The sequence below is a fragment of the Rhizobium sp. CFBP 13644 genome, assembly GCF_014842165.1.
GTDB classification, from domain to species: domain Bacteria; phylum Pseudomonadota; class Alphaproteobacteria; order Rhizobiales; family Rhizobiaceae; genus Agrobacterium; species Agrobacterium tumefaciens_C.
The window spans coordinates 229,986-252,524 of record NZ_JACYVF010000001.1 but is presented as its reverse complement, the minus strand read 5'-3'; the positions used below and the strand labels follow the sequence as shown (position 1 = coordinate 252,524).

Annotated in this window: 24 protein-coding genes; 16 read left to right on the top strand and 8 right to left on the bottom strand. The window is 56.8% G+C overall.

What is annotated here, in order from left to right:
* The first annotated feature begins 56 nt into the window (after positions 1-56).
* From IFT53_RS01225 to IFT53_RS01180, 10 genes are all read left to right on the top strand, one after another.
* Positions 57-2,411, top strand: a complete 2,355-nt coding sequence (locus IFT53_RS01225; RefSeq protein ID WP_192063636.1) for a putative monovalent cation/H+ antiporter subunit A — start codon at positions 57-59, stop codon at positions 2,409-2,411.
* A complete protein-coding gene (locus tag IFT53_RS01220; protein WP_042618289.1) occupies positions 2,408-2,827 on the top strand; it encodes a Na+/H+ antiporter subunit B in 420 nt (139 codons plus the stop codon). Before IFT53_RS01225 ends, IFT53_RS01220 begins: the two co-directional genes overlap by 4 nt.
* Positions 2,827-3,204 (top strand): Na+/H+ antiporter subunit C, encoded by a 378-nt coding sequence (locus tag IFT53_RS01215; RefSeq protein WP_192063637.1) that lies wholly within the window; start codon positions 2,827-2,829, stop codon positions 3,202-3,204. The genes IFT53_RS01220 and IFT53_RS01215 overlap by 1 nt, the downstream gene beginning before the upstream one ends.
* 16 nt (positions 3,205-3,220) lie before the next feature.
* The gene (locus IFT53_RS01210; RefSeq protein WP_192063638.1) at positions 3,221-4,783 is read left to right on the top strand and encodes a Na+/H+ antiporter subunit D; all 1,563 of its coding nucleotides are present in this window, start codon (positions 3,221-3,223) and stop codon (positions 4,781-4,783) included.
* Entirely contained in the window at positions 4,780-5,259 is a 480-nt protein-coding gene (locus tag IFT53_RS01205; protein WP_192063639.1) for a Na+/H+ antiporter subunit E, read from the top strand. The genes IFT53_RS01210 and IFT53_RS01205 overlap by 4 nt, the downstream gene beginning before the upstream one ends.
* A complete protein-coding gene (locus tag IFT53_RS01200) occupies positions 5,256-5,633 on the top strand; it encodes a cation:proton antiporter (RefSeq protein ID WP_042618293.1) in 378 nt (125 codons plus the stop codon). The genes IFT53_RS01205 and IFT53_RS01200 overlap by 4 nt, the downstream gene beginning before the upstream one ends.
* Positions 5,627-5,971, top strand: a complete 345-nt coding sequence (gene mnhG / locus IFT53_RS01195; protein ID WP_192063870.1) for a monovalent cation/H(+) antiporter subunit G — start codon at positions 5,627-5,629, stop codon at positions 5,969-5,971. Before IFT53_RS01200 ends, mnhG begins: the two co-directional genes overlap by 7 nt.
* A gap of 418 nt (positions 5,972-6,389) precedes the next feature.
* Positions 6,390-6,818, top strand: a complete 429-nt coding sequence (locus IFT53_RS01190) for a MucR family transcriptional regulator (RefSeq protein WP_042618295.1) — start codon at positions 6,390-6,392, stop codon at positions 6,816-6,818.
* A 224-nt stretch (positions 6,819-7,042) separates the two neighbouring features.
* Entirely contained in the window at positions 7,043-7,462 is a 420-nt protein-coding gene (locus tag IFT53_RS23665) for a chromosomal replication initiator DnaA (RefSeq protein ID WP_244656207.1), read from the top strand.
* The gene (locus tag IFT53_RS01180; protein ID WP_192063640.1) at positions 7,455-8,279 is read left to right on the top strand and encodes a DUF6456 domain-containing protein; all 825 of its coding nucleotides are present in this window, start codon (positions 7,455-7,457) and stop codon (positions 8,277-8,279) included. The genes IFT53_RS23665 and IFT53_RS01180 overlap by 8 nt, the downstream gene beginning before the upstream one ends.
* A gap of 16 nt (positions 8,280-8,295) precedes the next feature.
* Here IFT53_RS01180 and IFT53_RS01175 read toward each other — a convergent pair whose 3' ends face one another.
* Together IFT53_RS01175 and IFT53_RS01170 are read right to left on the bottom strand one after the other, a co-directional pair.
* Positions 8,296-8,712, bottom strand: a complete 417-nt coding sequence (locus tag IFT53_RS01175; RefSeq protein ID WP_192063641.1) for a SufE family protein — start codon at positions 8,710-8,712, stop codon at positions 8,296-8,298.
* 186 nt (positions 8,713-8,898) lie between these two features.
* Positions 8,899-9,345, bottom strand: a complete 447-nt coding sequence (locus tag IFT53_RS01170) for a DUF5330 domain-containing protein (RefSeq protein ID WP_042618297.1) — start codon at positions 9,343-9,345, stop codon at positions 8,899-8,901.
* A gap of 477 nt (positions 9,346-9,822) precedes the next feature.
* Here IFT53_RS01170 and IFT53_RS01165 point away from each other — a divergent pair, with 477 nt between their 5' ends.
* Genes IFT53_RS01165 through IFT53_RS01155 form a run of 3 tightly spaced genes read left to right on the top strand, consistent with a single transcriptional unit; the run spans position 9,823 to position 12,652 of the window.
* Entirely contained in the window at positions 9,823-11,361 is a 1,539-nt protein-coding gene (locus IFT53_RS01165) for an ATP-binding protein (RefSeq protein WP_192063872.1), read from the top strand.
* Positions 11,333-12,295 (top strand): peptidoglycan-binding domain-containing protein, encoded by a 963-nt coding sequence (locus tag IFT53_RS01160; protein ID WP_192063642.1) that lies wholly within the window; start codon positions 11,333-11,335, stop codon positions 12,293-12,295. The genes IFT53_RS01165 and IFT53_RS01160 overlap by 29 nt, the downstream gene beginning before the upstream one ends.
* A gap of 12 nt (positions 12,296-12,307) precedes the next feature.
* Positions 12,308-12,652, top strand: coding sequence for a DUF1491 family protein (locus IFT53_RS01155; protein ID WP_192063643.1), 345 nt, complete (start codon positions 12,308-12,310; stop codon positions 12,650-12,652).
* Between the two features lie 9 nt (positions 12,653-12,661).
* Here the strand turns inward: IFT53_RS01155 and IFT53_RS01150 are convergent, their stop codons facing one another.
* Positions 12,662-13,576 carry a DUF2336 domain-containing protein gene (locus IFT53_RS01150; protein ID WP_244656208.1) on the bottom strand — a complete coding sequence of 305 codons (915 nt, stop codon included), beginning with the start codon at positions 13,574-13,576 and terminating at the stop codon, positions 12,662-12,664.
* Between the two features lie 803 nt (positions 13,577-14,379).
* Here IFT53_RS01150 and IFT53_RS01145 point away from each other — a divergent pair.
* Entirely contained in the window at positions 14,380-14,589 is a 210-nt protein-coding gene (locus IFT53_RS01145; RefSeq protein ID WP_042618300.1) for a hypothetical protein, read from the top strand.
* 22 nt (positions 14,590-14,611) lie between these two features.
* Here IFT53_RS01145 and IFT53_RS01140 read toward each other — a convergent pair whose 3' ends face one another.
* The 4 genes from IFT53_RS01140 to IFT53_RS01125 form a co-directional block, all read right to left on the bottom strand.
* Complete coding sequence (locus IFT53_RS01140; RefSeq protein WP_192063644.1) at positions 14,612-15,160, bottom strand: DUF1254 domain-containing protein; 549 nt, start codon at positions 15,158-15,160, stop codon at positions 14,612-14,614.
* Positions 15,153-15,740, bottom strand: coding sequence for a DUF1214 domain-containing protein (locus tag IFT53_RS01135; RefSeq protein WP_192063645.1), 588 nt, complete (start codon positions 15,738-15,740; stop codon positions 15,153-15,155). The genes IFT53_RS01140 and IFT53_RS01135 overlap by 8 nt, the downstream gene beginning before the upstream one ends.
* A 184-nt stretch (positions 15,741-15,924) precedes the next feature.
* Complete coding sequence (locus IFT53_RS01130; protein WP_446737650.1) at positions 15,925-17,349, bottom strand: PQQ-dependent sugar dehydrogenase; 1,425 nt, start codon at positions 17,347-17,349, stop codon at positions 15,925-15,927.
* 35 nt (positions 17,350-17,384) lie between these two features.
* Complete coding sequence (locus tag IFT53_RS01125; protein ID WP_192063647.1) at positions 17,385-17,816, bottom strand: DUF2231 domain-containing protein; 432 nt, start codon at positions 17,814-17,816, stop codon at positions 17,385-17,387.
* 183 nt (positions 17,817-17,999) lie between these two features.
* Between IFT53_RS01125 and IFT53_RS01120 the strand changes: the two genes are divergently transcribed.
* Positions 18,000-19,637: a DUF6892 domain-containing protein gene (locus tag IFT53_RS01120; protein WP_192063648.1), complete on the top strand. Its 1,638-nt coding sequence runs from the start codon at positions 18,000-18,002 to the stop codon at positions 19,635-19,637.
* A 40-nt stretch (positions 19,638-19,677) separates the two neighbouring features.
* Positions 19,678-20,169, top strand: coding sequence for an SMI1/KNR4 family protein (locus IFT53_RS01115; RefSeq protein ID WP_192063649.1), 492 nt, complete (start codon positions 19,678-19,680; stop codon positions 20,167-20,169).
* A gap of 113 nt (positions 20,170-20,282) precedes the next feature.
* On the opposite strand, the gene IFT53_RS01110 is transcribed toward IFT53_RS01115, so the two are convergent.
* On the bottom strand, positions 20,283-22,463 hold the full coding sequence (locus IFT53_RS01110) for a transglycosylase domain-containing protein (RefSeq protein WP_042618456.1): 2,181 nt from the start codon (positions 22,461-22,463) through the stop codon (positions 20,283-20,285).
* Between the last annotated feature and the right edge of the window lie 76 nt (positions 22,464-22,539).

Genomic DNA, 22,539 nt, shown 5'->3' with positions numbered 1-22,539 from the left:
CTAATTGAAAGGACAACATGACAAGGCCGTGAACATCGGCAGGGCTGGGAGACAAGATGATTGCCAATGTCACGTCGATGACATTCCTCGTGCTGTTTTTGCCATTTGTCATGGCATTATGTGCACCCGTGGCCGTTGGTCGGTTGGGCCACAGGGCTGCATGGCTTCTGGCTATCGCCCCGGCGCTCGCCTTCGCGCATTTCCTGAGCTTCCTGCCGGAAATCGCTGCCGGTGAGGTCATCACGGGCGGCTATGTCTGGGTGCCCAGCTTCAACCTCAGCTTCTCATGGTTCATTGATGGCCTGTCGCTGACCTTTGCGCTGCTCATCACCGGCATCGGCACGCTTATCGTGCTTTATGCGGGCGGTTATATGAAAGGCCATCCGCAGCAGGGGCGTTTTCTGGCGTTTCTGCTGCTGTTCATGGGGGCCATGTTGGGCGTGGTGGTGTCGGATAGCCTGATGATGCTGTTCGTCTATTGGGAACTCACCTCGATCACATCCTTCCTGCTCATCGGCTTCGATCACAAGCGTGAAGCTTCGCGCCGCGCTGCCTTGCAAGCGCTTGTTGTCACCGGCGGCGGTGGGCTGGCGCTGCTGGCGGGCCTCATCTTCATCTGGAATATCAGCGGCACAACGCAGCTTTCGCTTCTGGTGCATGGCAATGATGTGCTGCGCCAGAGCCCGTTTTATTTCGCCACATTGCTTCTGGTGCTGGGCGGTGCCTTTACCAAATCGGCGCAATTTCCGTTTCACTTCTGGCTGCCCAACGCCATGGAAGCGCCAACGCCGGTGTCGGCCTATCTGCATTCCGCCACCATGGTCAAAGCGGGCGTGTACTTGTTGATGCGGCTTAATCCCGTTCTGGGGGATACGGCGGCCTGGGAAATCCTGCTGCCATTCTTCGGCGGGCTGACTATGCTGACCGGCGCGTTTCTGGCCATCCGTCAGACCGATCTCAAGCTGATGCTGGCCTATACGACCGTCTCATCGCTCGGCCTGCTCGTCATGCTGACCGGCATCGGCACCGAACACGCCATCGAGGCGGCGGTCCTTTATCTCGTCGCCCATTCGCTGTTCAAGGGCGCGCTCTTCATGGTCGCCGGCATCATCGATCATGAGGCTGGAACGCGGGATGTGACGAAGCTTGGCGGGCTTCGCCGCGCCATGCCTATCACCTTCATCGCCGCCATGGCGGCTGCCCTCTCCATGGCCGGTTTGCCACCGTTTCTCGGCTTTCTCGCCAAGGAAGAGATTTATTATGCGCTGGCGCATGCCAATCCACGCGCACTGCTGTTCACCGGCATCGCCATCATTGGCAATGCGCTGATGCTCGCCATCGCCTTTGCCGTGGCGCTGAAACCCTTCATTGGAAAGCCGCGAAAAACACCGAAACAGGCGCATGAAGGCCCGGTCTTGCTGTGGCTTGGCCCCGCCGTGCTGGCGCTGGTCGGGCTTTTGGCTGCGCTGTTTTCCGGTGGCTTCCATGCTCTCGTTTCCACGCCCATGGCCACGGCCATTGCAGGTGCGCCGCGTCCGGTCACCATGTCGCTTATACCGCATATCGGCGTGCCGCTGGGCCTTTCGCTGCTGACTGTTGCGCTGGGTGTTGTGGTCTATACCAATCTGTCCCGCGCACGACGCCTCATGGACCGGGCGCTGGTCTCGGCAGGTCCGGGGCCGGACCGCGCCTTTGATGCCGTCATCTCAGGGCTGGTGAAGCTGTCCTTTTATGTTACCCGCATCATTCAGCCGGGCAGGCTTGAATTCTACGTCACCGTTACCTTCGCCATCATCGCGCTGGTGCTGCTCGTGCCGCTGTTTGCCTATGGCGAACTGCCAGCCATGCCGAGCTGGCCAACAGATATGCTGCTGCACGAAATCACTTTCATCGTCATAGCCATCATCGGCCTCATTGCGGTGCTGACGGCGGCCAGCCGCCTCACGGCCATCGTCGCGCTCGGGATTCAGGGCTTTGCCGTGGCCGTGCTGTTTTTGCTGTTTGGCGCACCGGATCTGGCCTTCACCCAGTTCATGGTGGAAACGCTGTCTGTCGTCATCCTCACGCTCGTCATGACGCGGTTGCGGCTTTCGCCGTCCGATCACCGCCATCGCGGCCAGAAACTGCTGGATGGAACGATTGCACTTGCCTGCGGCACGGGCTTTGCGCTGATGTTGCTCAAAGCCACCGAGCGGCCCTTCAACACCGGCCTCACAGAGTTCTTCAGCGCCTATTCCAAGATCATCGCCCACGGCAACAATGTGGTGAATGTCATCATCGTCGATTTCCGTGGCACCGATACGCTGGGCGAAATCGCCGTGGTCATGATCACGGCTCTTGCGATCCTTGCCTTGATCCGCATTCGCGCCAAACCGGCAACAGGCACCAAAGCCGGGGAGGGCCGGGCATGAACACGTTGATCTTCCGCACCATCGCGCCCGTCATCACCGCGCTCATGCTGCTGTTTTCCGTCTTCGTGCTGCTGCGCGGCCATAATGAACCGGGCGGTGGCTTCATTGGCGGGTTGATTGCGGCCTCGGCCTTTGCTGTCTACGGCATTGCCTTCGGCGTCAGAAGCGTGCGCCGCGCCATCGTCTTCCATCCGCTGTCCATTGCGGGCTTCGGCCTTCTCATCGCCACGCTGTCCGGCATCATCTCGGTTTTTTCGTCTGTGCCTTTCATGACGGGTATCTGGATCTTCCCCAGCCTTGTTGGCGTCGAAGTGCCGCTTGCCACCGTCATCTCCTTCGATATCGGCGTCTATCTGGTCGTGGTCGGAGGCTTCACATCCATTGCGCTGGCACTGGAAGAAAGGGAGCGTGACTGATGGAGCCCATTTTCGCCGTTCTCGTCGGCATCTTCTTCAGTGTCGCCATCTATCTCATGCTGTCGCGCCACAGCGTAAGAATGCTGATTGGCATCGCCATTCTGGGCAATGCAGTCAATCTGCTGCTGTTTACCGCAGGCAGGCTGACGCGCGAGGTGCCGCCCATCATCGGCCCCGGCGAAGATGTTCTGGCGGCAAGTACGGCAAACCCGCTGCCGCAAGCCCTCATCCTCACGGCCATCGTCATTTCCTTCTGCTTTTTCTGCTTTCTGGCTGTGCTCATTTGGCGCGCCTTTCAGGAGTTGAAGACAGACGATACGGATGCGATGCGCGCTGCCGAACCGGCCCGTGAGCCGCTCCCGCCGCTCGGATATTGAGAAACGGATAAGACATATGGCCGCTTCCGGTTATCCTAACATCGATCTTGCCGCCGCACTGGTGATGCAGCCCACCCCGCTTGCTGATTGGCTGATCGTTGCGCCCTTTGCGCTGTGCATCAGCGTCGGTGCTATCCTGATGATGATCAGGCACTTGGCGCGCCTTCATGCCGCCATTGCCGTATCAGGGCTCGGTCTGCTGGTGCTGATCCACGCTGCGCTTTTGTGGAAGGTGGTGGCAGGCGGTCCCTTCACCATGGTCATGGGCCGCTGGCTTCCGCCCTTCGGCATCGCCTTCACGGCGGATCTGACTGGCGCGCTGCTGGGCCTGGCCGGTGCCATCGTCGCACTCGCCTGCGCCATCCATGCCAGTGCCGAGATCGATGAGGGTGGCAGGCGCTATGGTTTCTATCCGTTCCTCATGCTGCTCATGGCGGGCGTCAGCGGCGCGTTTCTGACCGGGGATATCTTCAACCTTTATGTCTGGTTCGAGGTGCTGCTCATCTCGTCCTTCGGCCTCATCGTGCTGGGTTCGACGAAAGAGCAGATCGATGGCGCGCTGAAATATGCCGTGCTCAACCTCGTCGGCACCACGCTGTTTCTGATCGCGGTGGGATATCTCTATGCCATTTTCGGCACGCTCAACATGGCCGATATCGCCCGCAAGGTCACCGAAACGTCAGATCAGCCGCCGCTGATGACGTTGGCCGCGCTGTTCACGCTGGCCTTCGCCATGAAGGCTGCGGCCTTCCCGGTCAATTTCTGGCTGCCCGCATCCTATCACACACCAAAACTTGTGGTTTCAGCCCTGTTCGGCGGTCTTTTGACCAAGGTCGGCGTCTATGCGCTGCTGCGCGTCATGATCATGCTGTTTCCGGTGCAGCGGGAGGAACTGAGCTTCATTATTGCCATCGTCGCGGCACTCACCATGATTCTCGGCGGCATGGGTGCGCTGGCGCAGAACGATATCAGGCGCATGCTGGGTTACGTCGTCATATCGGGTATCGGCATCATGCTGGCAGGCGTTGCCATCGGCTCACCCTCTGCCGTCGCCGGGGCCATCTTCTATGCGCTGAATTCCGTGGTGCTCATGACGGCGCTTTATCTGGCCATCGGTCACGCCGCACGCATCGGCGGTGGCTGGTCGCTCACGGATCTGAGCGGCCTTTATGCCCGAGCGCCATGGTTCTCAGGGCTCACACTGGCGCTGTTTTTTGCCGGTTCCGGCCTGCCGCCATTTTCCGGCTTCTGGCCCAAGGCCATGCTCACCAAATCCGCCATCGATATCGGCGCGTGGTGGCTGGCAGCCTCCATCCTTGTGTCCAGCTTCCTCTGCACCATCGCATTTGCCCGCGTCTTCCTGCTCTGCTTCTGGCGCTCGGCACCCGCTGGCATGAAGGATGTGGCACCGCCTGCCAGAGTGCCCGGCATCGCCCCGGTCTTGGCGCTGACCCTGCTGATCGTCGGTTTCGGCCTGTTTCCGGAAAGCATCATGAAACTCAGCCAGCAGGCAGCAGATGGCCTCGCCGACCCCGCGGCCTATATCCGCTCCGTCTTTCCGCAAGGAGCTGCGCAATGAGCCGTTATGTCCTGGGCTTGCTGTTCGTCATCACCTGGCTTGCCATTTCCGGCAGCTTCACCATCGCCAATACGGTCTTTGGGGCCATCATAGCGGCGCTGTCGCTTGGCATCGTGCGCCGCCAGCTCGCGGCAAGCGAGACCTATTGGGCGCGCATCCCTGCAATCCTGTCGCTGGCGCTGTTGTTCGTTCGCGAACTTGCGCTCTCGGCCTGGACGGTGGCCATGATGGTCATCAAGCCAAAGCTGGTGCTTACTCCGGGCATCTTCGCCTATCCGCTCAAGGTCAAAAGCGATTTCGAGATCACGCTTCTCGCCAATCTCATCACGCTCACGCCCGGCACACTCTCCGTGGATGTCTCCGCTGACCGCGCAATCCTCTTCATTCACGCGCTGGATTGCAGCGATGTAGAGGCTACCAAGCGATCGATTGCGGAGGGTTTCGAGAAGAAGATCATGGAGGCATTTCGCAAATGACACCTGAGACCCTGGTTTCCGGCGCAACGATGTTTGCGTTGATTGTCCTGTCTGTTGCTTTTCTGATGACGGTCTATCGCGTCGTTGTTGGCCCAACCCTGCCGGATAGGGTCATTGCACTGGATATGCTTGTTGGCATTGCCATCGGCTTCATCGCAACCATAGCGATCCGCACAGGCGTGTATCTCTATGTTGATATTGCAGTTGCTCTTTGCCTTGTCGGTTTTCTTGCCACAGTTGCATTCGCCCGCTTCATCCAGTCGCGAAGACCAGACCCAGATGCGCATGGAAAAATCGTGCTCGATGGCACGGATGTGATGCCTGCGCGCGGTGCAGCACGAAGAAGAACAAACGGAAAAAGGGGCCGATCATGAACTGGGTCATCGCCATTGCCGTCACGGTCCTATTGGTTTGTGGGGCGCTCTTTTCGCTGGCTGCCGCGATAGGTATTAACCGTTTTCCAGACCTCTATACTCGCATGCATGCAGCGTCCAAGGCCGGAACTGTCGGTTCGGGTCTTCTTCTTCTTGCCGTCGGCATTGACGCGTTTCAGCTGACTGTTTTCGCACGTGCAGCAATAGGATTTTGTTTCATTATTATGACTGCCCCGGTTTCTGCTCATTTGCTAGCAAAAGTTGCGCATCAGGCCGGATATCGTCTCTCAAAGATTACTGTAAAAGACGAAATGAAAGCAAACCTGAAGTTGAAATAGGGTATATGCTTGAGTGTAGTCTGAGCCATAATTCAGACATACATATTTAGTTTCTTACCTGTGATTTCTAATAGGAAGAATAAGGGCTTTAATCTACGAATTATTACAAAATAATAATTGGACTTTTTTTGGTTTGGTGTTATCCACATCAGGTAAAGTACATGATGTTGATTTGTGTCATGCGAAGATGAGTAGGTCCAGTTAGGTATTTTAAAGATGCATAATTCATCTTTTCCAAGAGTATCGTCGATATCCATTCGTTGTTCGTAGTGTCCATAAGCATCGATCCCTTCTCCTGCGTATATCGGAAGAAGGAATTGATCTTCGGAGGACCCAAATCAGAGGGCGGGGTTAACTTCGTTTCACGCGGTTCAGGTTTTAACCTGTGCCGGTGAAGATATGAACAGGAGACAGATATATGACGGAAACTACATACGGCGGCGCTCAGGATCTGCTTGTCGAACTGACTGCAGATATCGTTGCTGCCTATGTTAGCCACCACGTCGTTCCGGTTACGGAGCTTCCCGGTCTAATTTCAGATGTGCACACCGCGCTCAGCGGTACATCGCTGCCAACAGTGGCTGCGGTTAATGTTGAAAAGCAGAAGCCTGCGGTTTCTGTCCGCAAGTCGGTTCAGGATGATCAGATCATCTGCCTGGAATGTGGTGGTTCTTTCAAATCGCTCAAGCGTCACCTGACGACGCATCACAGCATCAGCCCGGAAGAATATCGCGACAAGTGGGATTTGCCTGTCGATTATCCGATGGTCGCCCCTGCCTATGCCGAAGCGCGCTCGCGCCTGGCAAAGGAAATGGGCCTCGGCCAGCGCCGCAAGTCCAGCCGCTGATCCGCACTCCATTCGCCTCTTCAAAAGCCGGTCCCTCGTGGATCGGCTTTTTTTATGCCGTGGAGACAAGGGTGTCAGCGTTCAGAATAAGAAAATAATCCTTGAAAAATTTCAAAGCCTTATGCTTACGGTTGCTGAATACAGCATTTTCAGGGTGACGGCGCAATTGCAGGTTAAGATTTGATGGAGTATGAATTAATTCCTATTTAGTGAGGAGTTGCATCATGACATCAAATCTTCAAGCCTGCGCGCCGCAAACATCTGCCCCTCAAAGCTTTGCGGCTGTGCTGGCCTGCATGCCCCGCGCGCCAGTGCCGAGGGCTAACCGTGCCGCATGCCAGCGGGTGCGTGAAACCACCTGCCAGATTTACACGCAGATCGTGGATCAGGACGCGGTCCGTCGCAACCGGCGTCACGCCATGCTGCATATCCGCCAGATCGCGCTCTATGTCAGCCATGTCGCCTTGTCATTGCCCATGTGGCAGGTGGCCCTCTGCTTCGGGCGGGATCAATCCACGGCCAGCCTGACCTGCCAACAAGTCGAAGATCGTCGCGATGATGCTGGTTTCGATGCATTCGTGACCATGGTGGAAGAGGCCGTCAAACCGCTTCTGGAAACAATCGAGGTCGAACCCCATGCGTGAGATCGACACCAACACCACCGAAAAGAACCATTCCTCACTTGTGCGGCTTCTTCGCTTCATCGGCAGCAAGCCTGCTGTGATTACGGAGAGGGGAGGCGATATCGACGTGTCCACTGAGCGTGCCGATCAACCGCGTCGGTTCGATCGGCAGGCGGTCGATCAGGGCGTGTCCGCCGGCCTGCTGGTTCTGGATGGCAACAGCCTCCGCGCGCAGCCCGCCACATCAAGTGCCTTCCTCAAGCGCGCTATGGTCAAAGACCATGACGAGATCTTTCAGGAGCAGCATCGTCTCTGCGATGTGGTTTCCATAGAGATCGATGGCACGAAGCAAACGGCGCGGCGCAATGAGTCGTCCTCACCGCTGTCAGCCCTGCTGCGACTGAAGGACCGCGACGGCAAACTCTTTTTCCCGGCGGATGCGCTGGAAGCGGGCGAGAGGCTGGCCGCCGATTTCCATCGTGGCCAACTCAGCCCAAGGATCACATCGTGCTGGGAGCCACGGCTGGCAAAGCGCACCAAAGGCCAAGGCAATGGCGCGCAGGATATCAGCGATACCGCCATGGCCGCCCGCATTCGGTTTTCCAAGGCCACCGAGGCTATGGGGCCGGAACTGGCTGGCGTCGCTATTGATGTCTGCTGTTTTGAAAAGGGTCTGGAACTGGTGGAGCGTGAGCGGCAATGGCCGGTGCGCTCCGCAAAGCTCATGTTGCGCACGGCCTTGCAGGCGCTGTCGCGGCACTATTCGCCGCCCAGCCCCACAAGCCGCAAGCGAGACAGCCACCATTGGGGTGCCGATGGCTATCGGCCAGATCTGTGAGACAATCCCGAAACCATCAGGCGGCGAGCAGCTGTGCCTCGCCGCGGATGCGGTTGATCATGGAGCGCAGGCCATTGGCACGCTGCGCGGAAAGGTGTTCCACAAGACCAATCTTGCCGAAAACCTCGATGGCGTCGAGACCGGCGATCTTAGAGGCGTGTTTTCCCGAGTAGACGGCAAGCACAATGGCCACCAGCCCGCGCACGATATGCGCATCGGAATCACCCTCAAACGTCAGGACAGGGTCACTCGCGCCATCGCTGTGGCTCACAAGCCAGACCTGACTTGCGCAGCCCTGCACCTTGTTGGATGCGTTCTTGTTCTCTTCGGAGAGATCAGGCAACGCCTTGCCGAGTTCGATCACGTAGCGATAACGGTCTTCCCAGTCATCCAGAAAGGCAAAGTCATCGAGTATCTTGTCTAGGGAAGCCATGGTGCGCCATCCGTTCATCGTGCCGGTTCACCAGCATATAGGCCAAACCAAACCCCAATTGAACCGCTCACCACAAAAAAAGCCCCGCTACTAAGCTAATCGTAGCAGGGTTACAGTCAGGGCAGTCAGGCTGCCCCAGGGAAGGGCTGCAAGCGGAGGAATGTATTGAATTGCGTTGGCCGTCGATCAGGGTGCCGGGCGGCGCTGGGGCATCGGCACGTATGGCTGTGATTTGATGGTGCCGGTTTTGATGTCATCGCTGTTGTCGGAAATATTGATAGGTGCGATGGCTGGTTCTGCGGCAGGGGCATGTGCAGGCGCTGCCGCCGCATCGGCAATTTTCGGCTGTTCGTCGCTGCCAGCCAGCTGGGCGTCGATCAGCTGGTAGGCAACCTTTGCGCCTTCACGGGCTCTTTCACCCAGCGCATGAAATGTTTCTGCACCCTTCACGCAAACGTCGGGCTTTTCCACGCAGATGGCGGAGACATATTTATAGGCTTCGCTGGCTGCTGATACAGCGCCGGCGACATTCATCTGGGAATTTGGATTGTTGCTGTCACTGGAGCCGCCAAAATAGGACAATGCAACCAGAACCAGCGAAAACCAGATCGACCCCTTGATCAAGAACCACATTGCGACACCACCCTGTTTGACGTTGCCCTTTGCGGGTCATCCGTGTTGCCCTGTTTCTCGGGCTTGGAATCACCCTAGAACCAACAGACCAACAGCCATTTGCAAAAAACGGCAGAATTTAATTCAAATTGTATCGATTTGTTCCGTAACTGAACCCCGATTGCAATTTCGCTACAAGTTTAACGGCTGGTGTTAAGCATAATTGCGGCGGTCGCCAGCAATTGCAGGGGATAAGGGTGCCCACGCCTGCCACAAAGATTAACGCGAAACGAAAAATCTAACAAAATCCTTTGCTTACCCGTCATTAACCATGAAAGACAAAGTCTGCCCCAAATGCCCCGAAACGGGATTATGCCGGGGTTTAAAGGGGCCGGGAGCTCTCAGGTTTAGGCTTTCCTTAAGCCGCGGCCCTCTATTGTCGGCCATGGTTAAGGGCTGCGTCGCCCGTCAGAATTCGGTGTTTAGGTATTGCGTAAAATAACGGAAAAAGCGATTGCGCTGATTGATCATGCCTCTGGCGTGTGGCTTTCGCGCATGGAAGAAGACGCCAGCGCGCGGATCGCAACGGTCCACGCCCTGCGTCGTCTCGTCGTGTCAGGCATTGCCGCCTTGGCAGTCGTGCCGGCTGCTTTCTGCCTCGCATTCTCCGTCTCTGTTGCATTGCCACTGGGCGTTGCAACAGTCTTTGCCGTTTTTCTCGCCGCCGCCGCTTCGCTTCTGGCCCTGCACCGGCCAAAGCGCCCGCAGGAGCAGGACATGTCCGCTGCGCACGCAGGCGATGTCATGCTGCGCGCCACACAGGTGCCCGGCCTGTTGCTGGTGTTTGATGAGCACGGCGTGGTCAAAAGCGTGTCCGGACGCGATGTCGGCCAGTTTCCAACATCCTTCCAGCATTGCGCTGGCCACATCTTCGCTGAACTGGTTCATGTGTCGGATCGCATCGCTCTCATGCAGGCGTTTGACGCGCTGCGTCAGGGTAATGAGAATGCATTTGCGGAACTGCGCTTTGATACGCCAGTTGCCACCCGCCAGACCCAGTTTCTGCACGGTCGTGTGGACTTGACGGCAGAGCGAGATTCTATGGGCAGGCTCACAGCCGTCATCGGCCAGCTTCGCGATGTGACGGAGAAGGAAATCCTGCGCAAGGAAGTGGTCCGCAAGGCAGCGGAAGCCGAATCGGCCAATGATGCCAAGTCGCGTTTTCTGGCAGCCGTCAGCCATGAGCTGCGCACGCCGCTGAATGCCGTTCTCGGCTTTTCGGATATCCTCGCTGGCGAGTATTTCGGCAAGCTCGAAAATGATCGGCAGCGCGAATATGTCTCGCTGATCCGCCAGTCCGGCGCGCATCTTCTGTCGGTGGTCAACACCATGCTGGATATGAGCAAGCTGGAAGCGGGCCGTTATGAGCTGCTGATGGAGCCCTTCCTCATCTCCGATGCCATTGCCACCTGCGAGGGCATGCTCGGTCTTCAGGCAAAGCAGAAGGGCCTGACCCTCACCAGCCGCATTCAGCGCGAAATCGGTGAAGTCGTTGCCGATCAGCGCGCCGTTCAACAGGTTCTTATCAATCTTGCTGGCAACGCCATAAAGTTTACCGAATCGGGCGGTGTTGTCACCATCGACGCATCGTTGGAGGGGGCCATGTTGAAGCTGACCGTCAGCGATACGGGCATTGGCATCGCCGCAGACAAGATGGCGTTTCTCGGCCAGCCTTTCATGCAGGTGCAGAACGAATATACACGCCGCTTTGAGGGCACAGGCCTCGGCCTTGCGCTGGTCAAGGGTCTGGTTGCCCTGCACGGCGGAAGCTTTGCAATGACCAGCCGCGCCGGTGAAGGCACGGTTGTCACGATCCTCTTGCCAGCGGATGGCTCTGGCCAGACGACAGGCCTCGACCATGATGATGCAAAAGGCCCGGTGGTCTTTCCACCACGCCTCAAGCAACAGGTCGCAGGTGCAGACAAAATGATGAAGGAGGACGTTGCGGATGGCGGCGCCAAAGCGAAAATCGCCTAGGAAAACTCCGGCCCGCAAGGAGCCGGGTGTCGTTTCCGTGGCCGCTCTGGCCGTGGGGCAACAGATTCTGCGTCACCCCAAACTGGTCGGCGGTTGCACGGCCTTCTTCGTCGTGTTCGGTTTCGTAGCCGCCAATGCGCTCTGGTATCAGCCGGGGCATCACCCATCACCCTTCATGCGCACACGCGATGAAGAAAATCCAAACGGCATTCCCGGATATCGCCTGGCATCCGGCCTCGGCGAACAGGGCAATGTGACCACCTTCCGCATCGAGCGCCAGACCGAAGCGCCGAAGCCATCGGCCATGCCGGCAGCCGGTAATCCAGATGAAGCGCCAGCCCTTCCGGCTCTGCCCGCGCATGCTTCGAGCGGGGCCGCAGCCCAGGGCCCGTCTCAACTCGTCACCGATATCCAGCGCGAGCTTGCCCGTCGCGGCCTTTACGAAGGCGTGGCAGACGGCATGACCGGCCCCCGCACCACCGCCGCCATTCTGTTCTTTGAAGAAACCGTCGGCATGGAGCAGACCGGCGAGCCGACGACCCGTGTTCTCTCGGCCCTGAAAATAGACAGCGCCACCACCGTTGCCGCGATCCCCAAAGCCCTGCCGAAGGATCGGCCAGCCGCTGCCAATTCCGGCGGCGTCGCCATTGATCCCGTAGCCGCTGCGATCAAGAACGCAGAGGCTGAAAAGCCGAAGGCACAGTCCGTCTCGCTCACAACGCAAAAGCCGCACACGCCCGTCACAAACGATCTTGTCGCCAAGATCCAGCAGGGCCTTGTCAACATTGCCTATGCGGATGTGAAGGTGGATGGCATGGCAGGCGAGCAGACGCGTCAGGCCATTCGCAACTTTGAAAAACACTATCGCCTGCCCGAAACCGGCGAGCCCAGCGAGGCCGTGCTGAAAAAGCTGAAATCGATCGGCGCTTTGTGATATCGCATTCCCATGCGCATCAAATCCGAGATTTTCATTTCAGCCCTCATAAGGCGCGTCTTTTCCGCCGGTGATTTCGCCGCCGTGGAACGCAAGGGTGCCGATGCGGCAGGCGCAATCTTCATTCGCCAGCGCCTTCGCAACGGCTTAGAAAATCTCTACAGCCCCGCGCCCCAAAGCTTTTCCGATAATGAAGAGGGGAGCGCAGACCGCCGTTTCGAACTGCGGCTAGGCCACGCGGATGCAGGTGATATTGAGGCCGTCTTAGAAAAAGAGCGTCGCTTCGATAGCGACCTCTGGGTCGTGGAAATCGAGACCGAGACCGTTGACGGTCTGTTCAACGTCGTTTCAGCTTAATCCGGCGCCTTAGCGCCGAACCACCAGCCGTGCGATATCCGTCTGTTCCTGAAGCTCCCGCGTGGTTTCCCGGCTTGGATCGACAGTATAGCTGTCTGCCCGGCGCCAGCTCTCGATGCGGTCTTCGCATTCACCAATGTCCAGTTTGTCCAGCATGGCTTCGGCGCGCGTCATGTCGCCTTCCTGCGCCTTGAGGTGCGGATAGAAGCTTTCCAGTACAAAGGCTGCATCGGCAAAATCCATGCCCACGCCAATCATGGTCGTGGCCAGTTGCTGGCCGGAAATATCGAGCATGATGCGCTCGGACAGCCAGTGGCTTGCCGAAAGGGAATCGGAAAGCGCCGTGGAGAATTGCCGCGCATTGCGCTCGCGGGCAAAGCGTACCAGCAATGCTTCCTGCACGTCTGTCAGGCGGCGCACGCCCAGCGTATCGCTGACCGGGCGGTGAAGCTGGCGCGCCATGGTGCGGAGCTGACGACGCAGATCCTCTTCGCGCTCGGCAATCGACTTTTCAAGGCTCTGCGCGGGCTCGGCAGTCGCCGCGTTCTTTCGGGCAGAGGCAGGGATGGGATTGTGCGAGTGGCGCAGGCCAACCAGCGCATCGACAACGGTGGGCGAAAGATCATCCCGGCGCACGATGGTTCGCGCATGCGCGCCGCCCTGTGTGCGGGCAATGGCAATCAGCGTATCGTCATCAAGGCATTTGGAAGAAACGAGAAAGGGTGCAGACAGCCCGATCGGTTGACTGGCGATGAAGAAGGCAACGGCTGAGGGCACGTTGGGGTTCTGCGACAAGGCCGCAACCGCATCCCGCTTCGCCTCTGGCGTGGAGGCGGCAAACAGCGGCATGAACAGCTCTGCAAACTGCCGGAGCTCTGATTTGGATGGATAAGACAGCCCCTCGAAGCTCGTCACCGTAGCCATAAGGACCACATCCTTCTTCCTCTCGGCACTTGGCCTTTCCAATTCTCGATACCTGTCGGTCAACGCAATACCCAATTTGACGCAGAACAAAACGATCTCATCAAATTAGAGCAAACGTGTTGACGTGCTGTTAACCAGCAATCGCGCAAAGCGATTTTTTCCGGCTATTCACAGCAAATTTTAAGAGGATGTTTTGGGATCTGTGTGGATCATGCGCCAACACCACCTATGAGCGAAACGCCCGACCCGGAGGAGGGGGCTGCAGGTGGCTTAAAGCGGGGCACCGTCCATCGTGCCGATGGCAGTAAAGAGCGAGCCCCTAACCGCTATCATGGCGGCTATCTGCTCTTAAACATGACGATAATGACAGCCGTCAAACGACAGTTTTCCTAAAAATAACCTGTTACTTATTGTAGTGTTTGAATTAAGGTATTGAATACAACGACTTTCAAAAAATGCCTGATTTTCAATTCACAGATGTGTGACTGCATCCTTTCCAAGAGATATCGCAATTATACTCAATTTTAATGGTTCTTACGGAAGCAAGAATATTAGAATTAACGGATGATTAACTTATATCTGTTTGTAATCTTGTGAAGAGCCTACAGATACGATGCCGGATTTCGAAATCGGAAGTCTGGATTGACGGTCGTAAACGCCTGAGTGTTTACGAAAGCTCGCATCTCACATGCCAGTCTGTGGACTGGAAATGCACAATGTTGTGGTGATGGCATTCCGCGCGTAGTTCATATCGCCGCGCACATATTCAACAGCTTAGCGTCATGCCTTGAGAGGAGAATACGATGACGGAAATCATTTCGTTTTTTGCGGCATCCCGCCGCTTCGCCAAACCCGCCAATCCGCAAAAAGCAACTGATGGCCCTGCCCAGATTCTGTTTTTCACGGGCGTGCGCTATGAGCGGCCAGTGCCGCAAATTCAGATTGAAGATGGGCGCAAGCCCCGCAAGCGCAAGACCATTGACACAACGACTGAAGCCGCCACCGGCTCCTGATGGTTCGTTGCCAGCGCGCTGGTCACGGCCATGGCGCCTGCTCGCATTTGGCCTCGCTGAGAAAACGTGTCGCTTCTTCCACGAAGCTTGACTGCGGAACCATGGTCCGCAACACGGCGTAGCCTTTGCCCTGTCCAGCCGCGACCAGAATGGATTTCGAAAGTCCCTCGGGCATTGCCTTGCGGATAGACGCAAGCTGCACCTGGTTTGCCACCAGAATATCCATCTCTCCACCTGCAGAGGTGCGGTCATTCATGCTGAAAATCTCGTTGGATGCGCTATCGAAGACGGCGACCGACCAGAAGGGCACCGCGCCGAATGCCGCCAGCCGCACCGGTTTCTGATCCACGCTGAACGTGCAGATGGCAACCCGCATAAAGGGATCTCCGCTACCAAGCCCGGCCTTTTCACTTTTCTCATCCAGCAGATGAAACATGTTGGGCGCACCTTCCGCCACGGCCCGTGTATAGGCATCGCGGTTGGAAAAATGCGGGATGGCCAGCAGGATGATGAGATGCAGCACGGCGGCACCAACAAGCCCGACGAAAACGGCAAAGATGACCTTAAGCATTGCCGCATCCAATCTTGCGAATATCCGGCATCTTGATGTCGATAAGCCCGGTGCTGGATGCAACCGGTGTATCGAGCAGCGTCAGCACCAGCTTGAACCCGGCAGAGGGCGGGACGGCCAGCCAGTTGAACGTCTGCGCGGATGAGGCAATATTGATATCCATGCCACCTTCAGAACCATGCAACAGGTTGCGGGAGTTAAGCGCAATCGGTCGACCTGATCCATCTTCGGGCGCATTGCCCTGATGGTCTGCGGCATAAAGCGTCCAGAAACGGGAAGGGGGCACGTTGCCGGTCAGCTTGTAACGGCAGTCGCCAGACAGGCGCTCACCGCTGCTATCCACAGACGCGGTAAAGCTCAAACCTTCCGCCGTGCCGTAAAGCAGCTTGCCCGCGCGGGCGCGATGGGATTTTGCATAAGGGTCAGCTTCAATGGTCTGCGCCTCGGGAAACGCATCCCACGCACCAATCTTGATAGAGCCAAAACCCTCGGTCGCTTGCAGTGCTGCAAACGTTGAAAAGATACCCACGCCAAAAGCAATGATGAGCGAAATGGCAACAAGAAATGGAACTCGAAACACGCTGTTTTCCCGTTTTGGAACAGGTGAGGGTTACCATTGATTTCATCGCGGGGAAATGGGCAGAACGCGTGAGATCTAAGCCTTTGAAAAAATCTCCACACAACTTGGCGGCGATTCGCAGTAGGTCCAGCTCTGCAGAAAGCTTCACGCTGCAAAATCCGGCAGCGTGAAGCATGAGCACATTTTAGTTAGCGGGAGTGGGCGCAGGTGCCGCCGGTGGAGTCTGCGCGGCAGGCGCGGTCGGCGGTGCAGCAGGGGCTGCCGCCGTTCCACCCGAAATATCGTCCGTGGCAACCGGGGCTGGCGTCATCTTGCCATCAGCAGCCGCCACGCGCCACACGGAATTTCCCGCATCATCCGCCACCAAAAGCGCGCCGGTTCCATCGATGCCAACGCCGACCGGGCGGCCTCGGGCCTTGTCGCCCTGAATGAAGCCCGTCACAACATCCTGCGTCGTGCCAGCCGGTTTGCCGTTTTCAAACGGCACGTATGTCACGCGGTAGCCGTTGAAGGAATCGCGGTTCCAGCTGCCATGCTCACCAATAAATGCGCCATTTGCATAGGCTGCTGGCATAGCAGAGTTCAGCGTGAATGTCAGGCCAAGCGCCGCGACATGGCTGGACAGCGCGTAATCGGGCTTGATGGCGGTGGCGACAATATCGGGACGCGGGGGGTAGACACGCGGATCGACATGGTTGCCATAGTAGCTCCACGGCCAGCCGTAAAAACCACCTTCCTTCACCGATGTCATATAGTCGGGAACGAGGTTCGGCCCCAACTCGTCACGCTCATTGATAACGGCCCAAAGCTCACCCGATTGCGGGTTGAATGCCAGACCATTGGGGTTGCGCAGACCCGATGCAAACAGCTTGAACGCACCCGTCTGTCGGTCCACCTGCAAAATAGCGGCGCGGTTCTTTTCCGCTTCCAGACCGTTTTCAACGATGTTGGAATTGGACCCAACGGAGGCATAGAGGAACTTGCCATCCGGGCTTAGCGCCAGATCCTTGGTCCAGTGATGGTTGATCGGCCCGCCCGGCAGCGGCGTCAGCACCTTCGGCGGTTGCGTGATTTCGTTCTGCCCAAGCTGGTAGGGATAGGCGAGAATCTCGCTGGCCGTGGCGACATAGAGAGTATTATCCGCAAAGGCCAAGCCAAAGGGAGAATCCATCTTCGTCAGAAGATCGTGGCGCTCATCGACCACACCATCGCGGTTGGTATCGCGCAGAAGCGTGATGAGATTGCTCTCTTTTTGCGGCTTTGTTTCCCCATGGGAAATTGCCATGATCCAGCCGCGAATAATATCCTTTGGCCGCGATGGTGGCGCGCCCTTAGGCCCGCGAGACTGCACCACCAGCACATCGCCATTGGGCAGCGTGTGCACGGTGCGCGGGTTGGCAAGGTCCTTTTGGTAAAGGCTGACTTTCAACCCTTCCGGCACAGTCGGCAACTCACCATCCTTCCAGCCCACGACCTTGGCCACTTTTAGGTCCGGTATCAGGCTGGCAGATGGTTCCGGCAACACCGGGTCAGCGCCGATCTGCTGGGAAATATCGAAATTGCTATCCTGTTCGCTGCAAGCAGAAAGGATGACGGCGGCACTGCCCATGAAGACAGCGGTGTGAAGCAGGCGGCGCGCGATCATCATACTCTCCAGGCCAGTCTTGCATATTTGCGGGAAGAAGCGGCAACGCACATCAGCGCCACGCCAAAGGTAACCGCCGAAAGGGCGAGACCATAGGGAACAACAGGCGTCCAACCATCACCCGCATGCACAAGGCTATTGATCAGCGCCAAAGCCAGCATCACGACAAACAGAAAAATCGCAAAAAACGAAGGCCGCATCGGCCGCGTGCGAGAGCGAAACAGATCCACCAACCCCGCCAAAACCGCCAACCCGCCAAATACGAGCCCCGCAAACAGCAACCAAGCCGAAAAATTCAGCCAAAGCAAATTCGCCGTCTGCCAGAAGGCAATATCGGTGGCCAAGGTCATCGAAAAGCAGACAAACGGAAACGGCACGAAAAGGGATTGAAAGGGATAAGCAGAGGATTCTCTGCGAGAGTCGTCACTCATGGATGGCTCCAGCCAGTCTGTAGGGGAGGTCCGGGTCATCTCGCGACCTGAACGCATTGTGCAACGTTCGCAAACGAATGGAGCGGTAATTGGTTGCAGTCTCCGGGCGTATGCGCCGCGAGCCAAAATTGCCACAATTACGAAACACGTTTTGGTTGAGGATATCGTGGTAAGAGGTGCCTGATGATTTCGGAAATGCCTGAAAAATTTAAACAGATTTTCCAAGACTTAAACGTGGTACCCGCTGATGACTACGAACATCGTTCCGAGATCCGAAATAGGTTTTATGCTGTTCTAAGCGAAAATTTAGATCTAATCAAAGTTATGTACGATGCGTATTTTCACTGCCTGAAAATTATACTCGTCAATGACTATCCAGCAAAAGACATTGATCAGACCCACGCCTATAAATTTATCACACTGTTTTCGTCTCCATCAACATCCGTGCCGGGCGATGTGCGTGCGGGATTTTTCCGAGAGCTTTCTGAACGGCACCATGAGCACCAAAAACTGATCGAGGTTGCGCTCGGCTCTGTCGATCGTCAAATAAGTCCAGTTCATAGCCACATGGATACTGGAAACTTGGGTGATATTCCGACTGCCATGTTGGAAGCATACTGTTGGCACCGTCCTTATTCCGTAGAAGCGCCAGAAATTGACGCTGAGCTGCGCCCGATGATAGCCAGACTATTTCGAGCTTTCCCGACGCAGAGAAGTTTGGTTCTCGGTGAGATGCTGGCGAAGGATGCTAACGGACCAGTCCTTGTCAGTGATCTCCTGCGCTTTCACATTTTGGAGCGAAACGATTTTACAGAAGGCCCTATGAGCACCTTCGCCTCCAACATGCTGGGCCATTATTCCAGAAAAGCAGATGTTCTTTATATAAAGTCTGCAGATATCCTGACCCTTACTCTTCGAGACGCCCGGTCTTGGTCACAGGAAACGGCGACTTCGTTTGTAGAGAAATTCATCCTTGCTGCCCTCGAGGTGGAAACGACAACGCAGACGACAGAGATTGCCAGGATGCAGGTTCAGGTCGCAAGGGCCGAACACCAAATAGCATCGAAACACTATAAAAGTGAGCGCTGGGCATCTGCTGAAGAGTTGAAAAACCGCGATATCAAATATCTTGAAGAATACAGAAAAGAGCTGGGGCTGATAGAAAGTGATTTCGATAGCTGGGATCAGCGGCGATGGAGAAAAGCTGTTCGGCGGGTAGCCGTTTCAGCCGTGACACGCAGAGCGCTCAAAGCGGCGAGCCAGCGACTGCCTCTCACAAGCTCGGCTCGGTTATTGGCGCTGCTCAACGATGCGGTGGACTACCGGAACCAACCGAAGACCTATCCCATGCCTAAGGCGGCCGACAACAGGTTCAGAGACTTTGGCTTAAAGCTAATTGTCATAGAAGAGTTGATGTACCGGCAGAAGATTCTCACACCTGTCTTCGACATACATGAGTTTGCGAAAGAGTATGACAAGCGTGAAATCGACGTCGAGACTGATGGATATGCGATCATTCCAGAAGCGAAGACATATTTTCAGAATATGGCCATTCCCGATGAGCTTCTTTCCCAAATCGAGGCTTTGCATCAATCAAGCGGCATCGATGGTGGCTCGCGTTTTATCTATCACCTGTTCCCATTCTGGGATCCCGGTGTTGGCGATGAAGTCGTAAGGATTACCAACAAGGCGATTGATGATCTTGCCCTCTTGCCAAATCTGAGACGATTGAGCGGTCTGGAAAACAGCAAGCCCAGCCCTAAACTTTTGAAGGCCCTGAAAGAAAAAGGCGTCCAGGTTGTGGATGAAGAGAGTATTTGAGCGGATCGAAGTTAACCACGGATTTCAAGGAGCGCACGGAATGACACTGGATGAATTCGTAGCAAGCATAGAGAGCGAGGGCGGTAAGCCCGCGACTGAGGCGGATCTTTTGGGTTTCGAAGGAAAAATCGGGGTTCAGCTTCCTGAAGGATTTAGAACATTCTTGAAGCGTTCGGGCGGCGGTCTGATTTTTAATACGCCCGTTGAATATCTCGATGCCGACGGGCGAGACCTCCAGCTTCGGCATATGTGCGATCTGGCGGAGATCGACAAAGAATTCACAAAACCAAGTGCATACCCCCTTCCTCGTGCGCTTTTCGTCATTGGCAATGATGGTGGCGGCAATTCCATTATGATCTGCCTGTCAAAGGACAGATATTGTCAGATCTTCGTTTTAGATCATGAGATGGTGGCTTACGATGGCGAGCCAGAAACACTGGAGGAAGCAGAAGAGAATGGGCTGGTGACCTGTTATTCCCCAAGCTTCGATCGGTTTCTGAGAGACCTTCGGATCGCGGAGGATGAGGACTAAAGGCTCGCCTCTGGATCTACACCAATATGCTTGAAATCAAACCGGTTGCGGTAGGAAGCCCGCCTCTTAGTGGGTACGTGTGGGCAAGCCGATGCGCAGCGAGTGATTCGACCCTACCGCTTCACCCCACCATCCGTCTCAACGCCTGCCACCTTCTGCACCGTCAACGAAGGCGCAGACGCCTCCTTCAGCCGTTTTCCAATCGAGCGAATAACCCGTGTAGCTTCGGCGGAAAGGGAGCGGGGGCGGGTGAGGGCGGGGAGGGCGCTGGCGTCTGTGGAGGCTACGACCGCGCCGGTGGCGGGTTTGGGGTGCGTGCCATTGGGCAGCGGGTTCTGAATGCCGGGAATGGGGCGCAGTTCCATGCCCTGGTGGGCATAGTCCATCAGCCTCTTGAACGTCATGGCGGGCAGGGCGCCGCCGGTCATGTTGTTCATGGAGGTGAAATCGTCATTGCCGAACCAGACGGCTGCCGTGTAATTGCCGGTGAAGCCCACATACCAGGCGTCGCGGTAGGATTGCGACGTGCCGGTCTTGCCGCCGGAAACGATGCCATTGTCCAGTGCGCCACGCCGCGCCGTTCCCTCCACGGGAATGGTCACCAGCATGCGGTTCATCTTGGAATTGGCGTCTTCGGATAGCACGCGCTGCGCCGGTGGCTCGTCGCGCTCGAAATCGTAGAGAACCTTGCCTTCGTAATCCAGCACCTGCGCAATGCCGTGGCGGCGCGATTGCATACCATCTGCCGGGAAAACGGCATAGCCTGTGGCCTGATCCAGCACGGTCACTTCGGATGTGCCAAGGGGAATGGTCTTGTCGGTGCGCAGCGGCGTGGCAACGCCCATGGCTTTGGCGGTATCGGCAATGATCTGCGTTCCCAGCACATCTTTGGCAAGGCGCACCGGCACGGTGTTGTAGGATTTTGCCAACGCCGTCTGCAACGTCACCTTGCCCGCATAGGAACGGCCATAGTTTTGCGGTGACCAGCCGCGCCATGTTACGGGCGCATCTGAAATCAGCGTTTCCGGCTTGTAGCCCTTCTCCATGGCGGCGGAATAGGTATAGACCTTGAAGGATGAACCCGGCTGGCGAAGCGCCGCCGTTGCGCGGTTGAACTGGCTTTCGCCATAGTCCCGCCCGCCGACCATGGCGCGGATGCCGCCGCCATTCTCGATCATCACAATCGAACCCTGCTTGACCTTGTAGCCTTCGCCAAACTCCCGCAGGCTGCCTTCCAGCGCCTGTTCAGCCGCCTGTTGCAGGCCGGTATCGATGGTGGTGCGCACAATGACCGTGTGGTCCTTGATCTTGCCATCCTTGGCCAGACGCTGCACCTCGTCAAAGGCCCAGTCGAGGAAATAGTCCGGTGCCTTCACGTCTTCCCGGTCAATCACGGTGGCGGGGTTGCGGCGTGCGCCAATAACCTGTCCCTCTGTCATCAAGCCGCCGCGTACCAAGTTGGAGAGAACCGTGTTGGCGCGCGCACGCGCCGCTGGAAGGTTCACATGCGGCGCGTATTTCGCAGGCGCCTTGAACAGACCGGCGAGAATGGCGGATTCCGCCAGAGTCACATCCGTCAGGTTCTTGCCGAAATAAAACTGTGCTGCCGCTGCCGCGCCAAAGGTACCGCCGCCCATATAGGCGCGGTCCAGATAAAGGCTAAGGATTTCCTTTTTCGACATGTTGGATTCAAGCCAAAGCGCCAGAAAGGCTTCCTTGATCTTGCGTTCCAGCGAGCGTTCATTGGTCAGAAACAGGTTCTTGGCCAATTGCTGTGTCAGTGTAGAGCCGCCCTGCACAACGCCGCCTGCGCGCGCGTTTTCACTCATGGCGCGGGCAAGGCCAATGAAATCAATGCCGAAATGCTCGAAGAAGCGACGGTCTTCTGTGGCCAGAACCGCCTTGATGAAATGGTCCGGCATCTGGTCGATCGGCACAGAATCTTCGTGAATGATGCCGCGATGGCCGATGGTGTTGCCGAAACGGTCGAGGAATGTCACCGCGAAATCACCGCGATAGCGCCAGTCCTTCTTGGTTTCCTCAAAGGCGGGCAGCGCCAGCGCCAGCATCAACACGGTGCCAGCGGTGCCAACCGTCAGCGCATCATCGGCAATGTTGATGAGAAATTTCTTCCAGCCGCGCACATGGAGCTTGCGCGATGCGATGGTGACATCTTCCCAGAAATCGAAGAAGCGCGACGCGGATGTCCACAGGCTGGAATCGATCCATGAATCGATGCGCAGCAGAAGATGGCGCTTACGGCGCGCCGGTTTCTTGTTGTTGTCTTCCTGCACCTGAAACGTATTCCTGTTCGATCTCGCCAGCATTTGCTTGACGCAGCGACCTTGCGCGGGTCATTCCACCATCACC

Coding starts and splice junctions, on each gene's coding strand:
- IFT53_RS01210 (WP_192063638.1), top strand. CDS start 3,221: ATGGCCGCTTCCGGTTATCCTAACATCGATCTTGCCGCCGCACTGGTG.
- IFT53_RS01150 (WP_244656208.1), bottom strand. CDS start 13,576: ATGGCTACGGTGACGAGCTTCGAGGGGCTGTCTTATCCATCCAAATCA.
- IFT53_RS01215 (WP_192063637.1), top strand. CDS start 2,827: ATGGAGCCCATTTTCGCCGTTCTCGTCGGCATCTTCTTCAGTGTCGCC.
- IFT53_RS01225 (WP_192063636.1), top strand. CDS start 57: ATGATTGCCAATGTCACGTCGATGACATTCCTCGTGCTGTTTTTGCCA.
- IFT53_RS01220 (WP_042618289.1), top strand. CDS start 2,408: ATGAACACGTTGATCTTCCGCACCATCGCGCCCGTCATCACCGCGCTC.
- IFT53_RS01145 (WP_042618300.1), top strand. CDS start 14,380: ATGACGGAAATCATTTCGTTTTTTGCGGCATCCCGCCGCTTCGCCAAA.
- IFT53_RS01140 (WP_192063644.1), bottom strand. CDS start 15,160: ATGCTTAAGGTCATCTTTGCCGTTTTCGTCGGGCTTGTTGGTGCCGCC.
- IFT53_RS01180 (WP_192063640.1), top strand. CDS start 7,455: ATGCGTGAGATCGACACCAACACCACCGAAAAGAACCATTCCTCACTT.
- IFT53_RS01155 (WP_192063643.1), top strand. CDS start 12,308: ATGCGCATCAAATCCGAGATTTTCATTTCAGCCCTCATAAGGCGCGTC.
- IFT53_RS01160 (WP_192063642.1), top strand. CDS start 11,333: ATGGCGGCGCCAAAGCGAAAATCGCCTAGGAAAACTCCGGCCCGCAAG.
- IFT53_RS01125 (WP_192063647.1), bottom strand. CDS start 17,816: ATGAGTGACGACTCTCGCAGAGAATCCTCTGCTTATCCCTTTCAATCC.
- IFT53_RS01205 (WP_192063639.1), top strand. CDS start 4,780: ATGAGCCGTTATGTCCTGGGCTTGCTGTTCGTCATCACCTGGCTTGCC.
- IFT53_RS01200 (WP_042618293.1), top strand. CDS start 5,256: ATGACACCTGAGACCCTGGTTTCCGGCGCAACGATGTTTGCGTTGATT.
- IFT53_RS01190 (WP_042618295.1), top strand. CDS start 6,390: ATGACGGAAACTACATACGGCGGCGCTCAGGATCTGCTTGTCGAACTG.
- IFT53_RS01115 (WP_192063649.1), top strand. CDS start 19,678: ATGACACTGGATGAATTCGTAGCAAGCATAGAGAGCGAGGGCGGTAAG.
- IFT53_RS23665 (WP_244656207.1), top strand. CDS start 7,043: ATGACATCAAATCTTCAAGCCTGCGCGCCGCAAACATCTGCCCCTCAA.
- IFT53_RS01120 (WP_192063648.1), top strand. CDS start 18,000: ATGATTTCGGAAATGCCTGAAAAATTTAAACAGATTTTCCAAGACTTA.
- IFT53_RS01175 (WP_192063641.1), bottom strand. CDS start 8,712: ATGGCTTCCCTAGACAAGATACTCGATGACTTTGCCTTTCTGGATGAC.
- IFT53_RS01130 (WP_446737650.1), bottom strand. CDS start 17,349: ATGGGCAGTGCCGCCGTCATCCTTTCTGCTTGCAGCGAACAGGATAGC.
- IFT53_RS01170 (WP_042618297.1), bottom strand. CDS start 9,345: ATGTGGTTCTTGATCAAGGGGTCGATCTGGTTTTCGCTGGTTCTGGTT.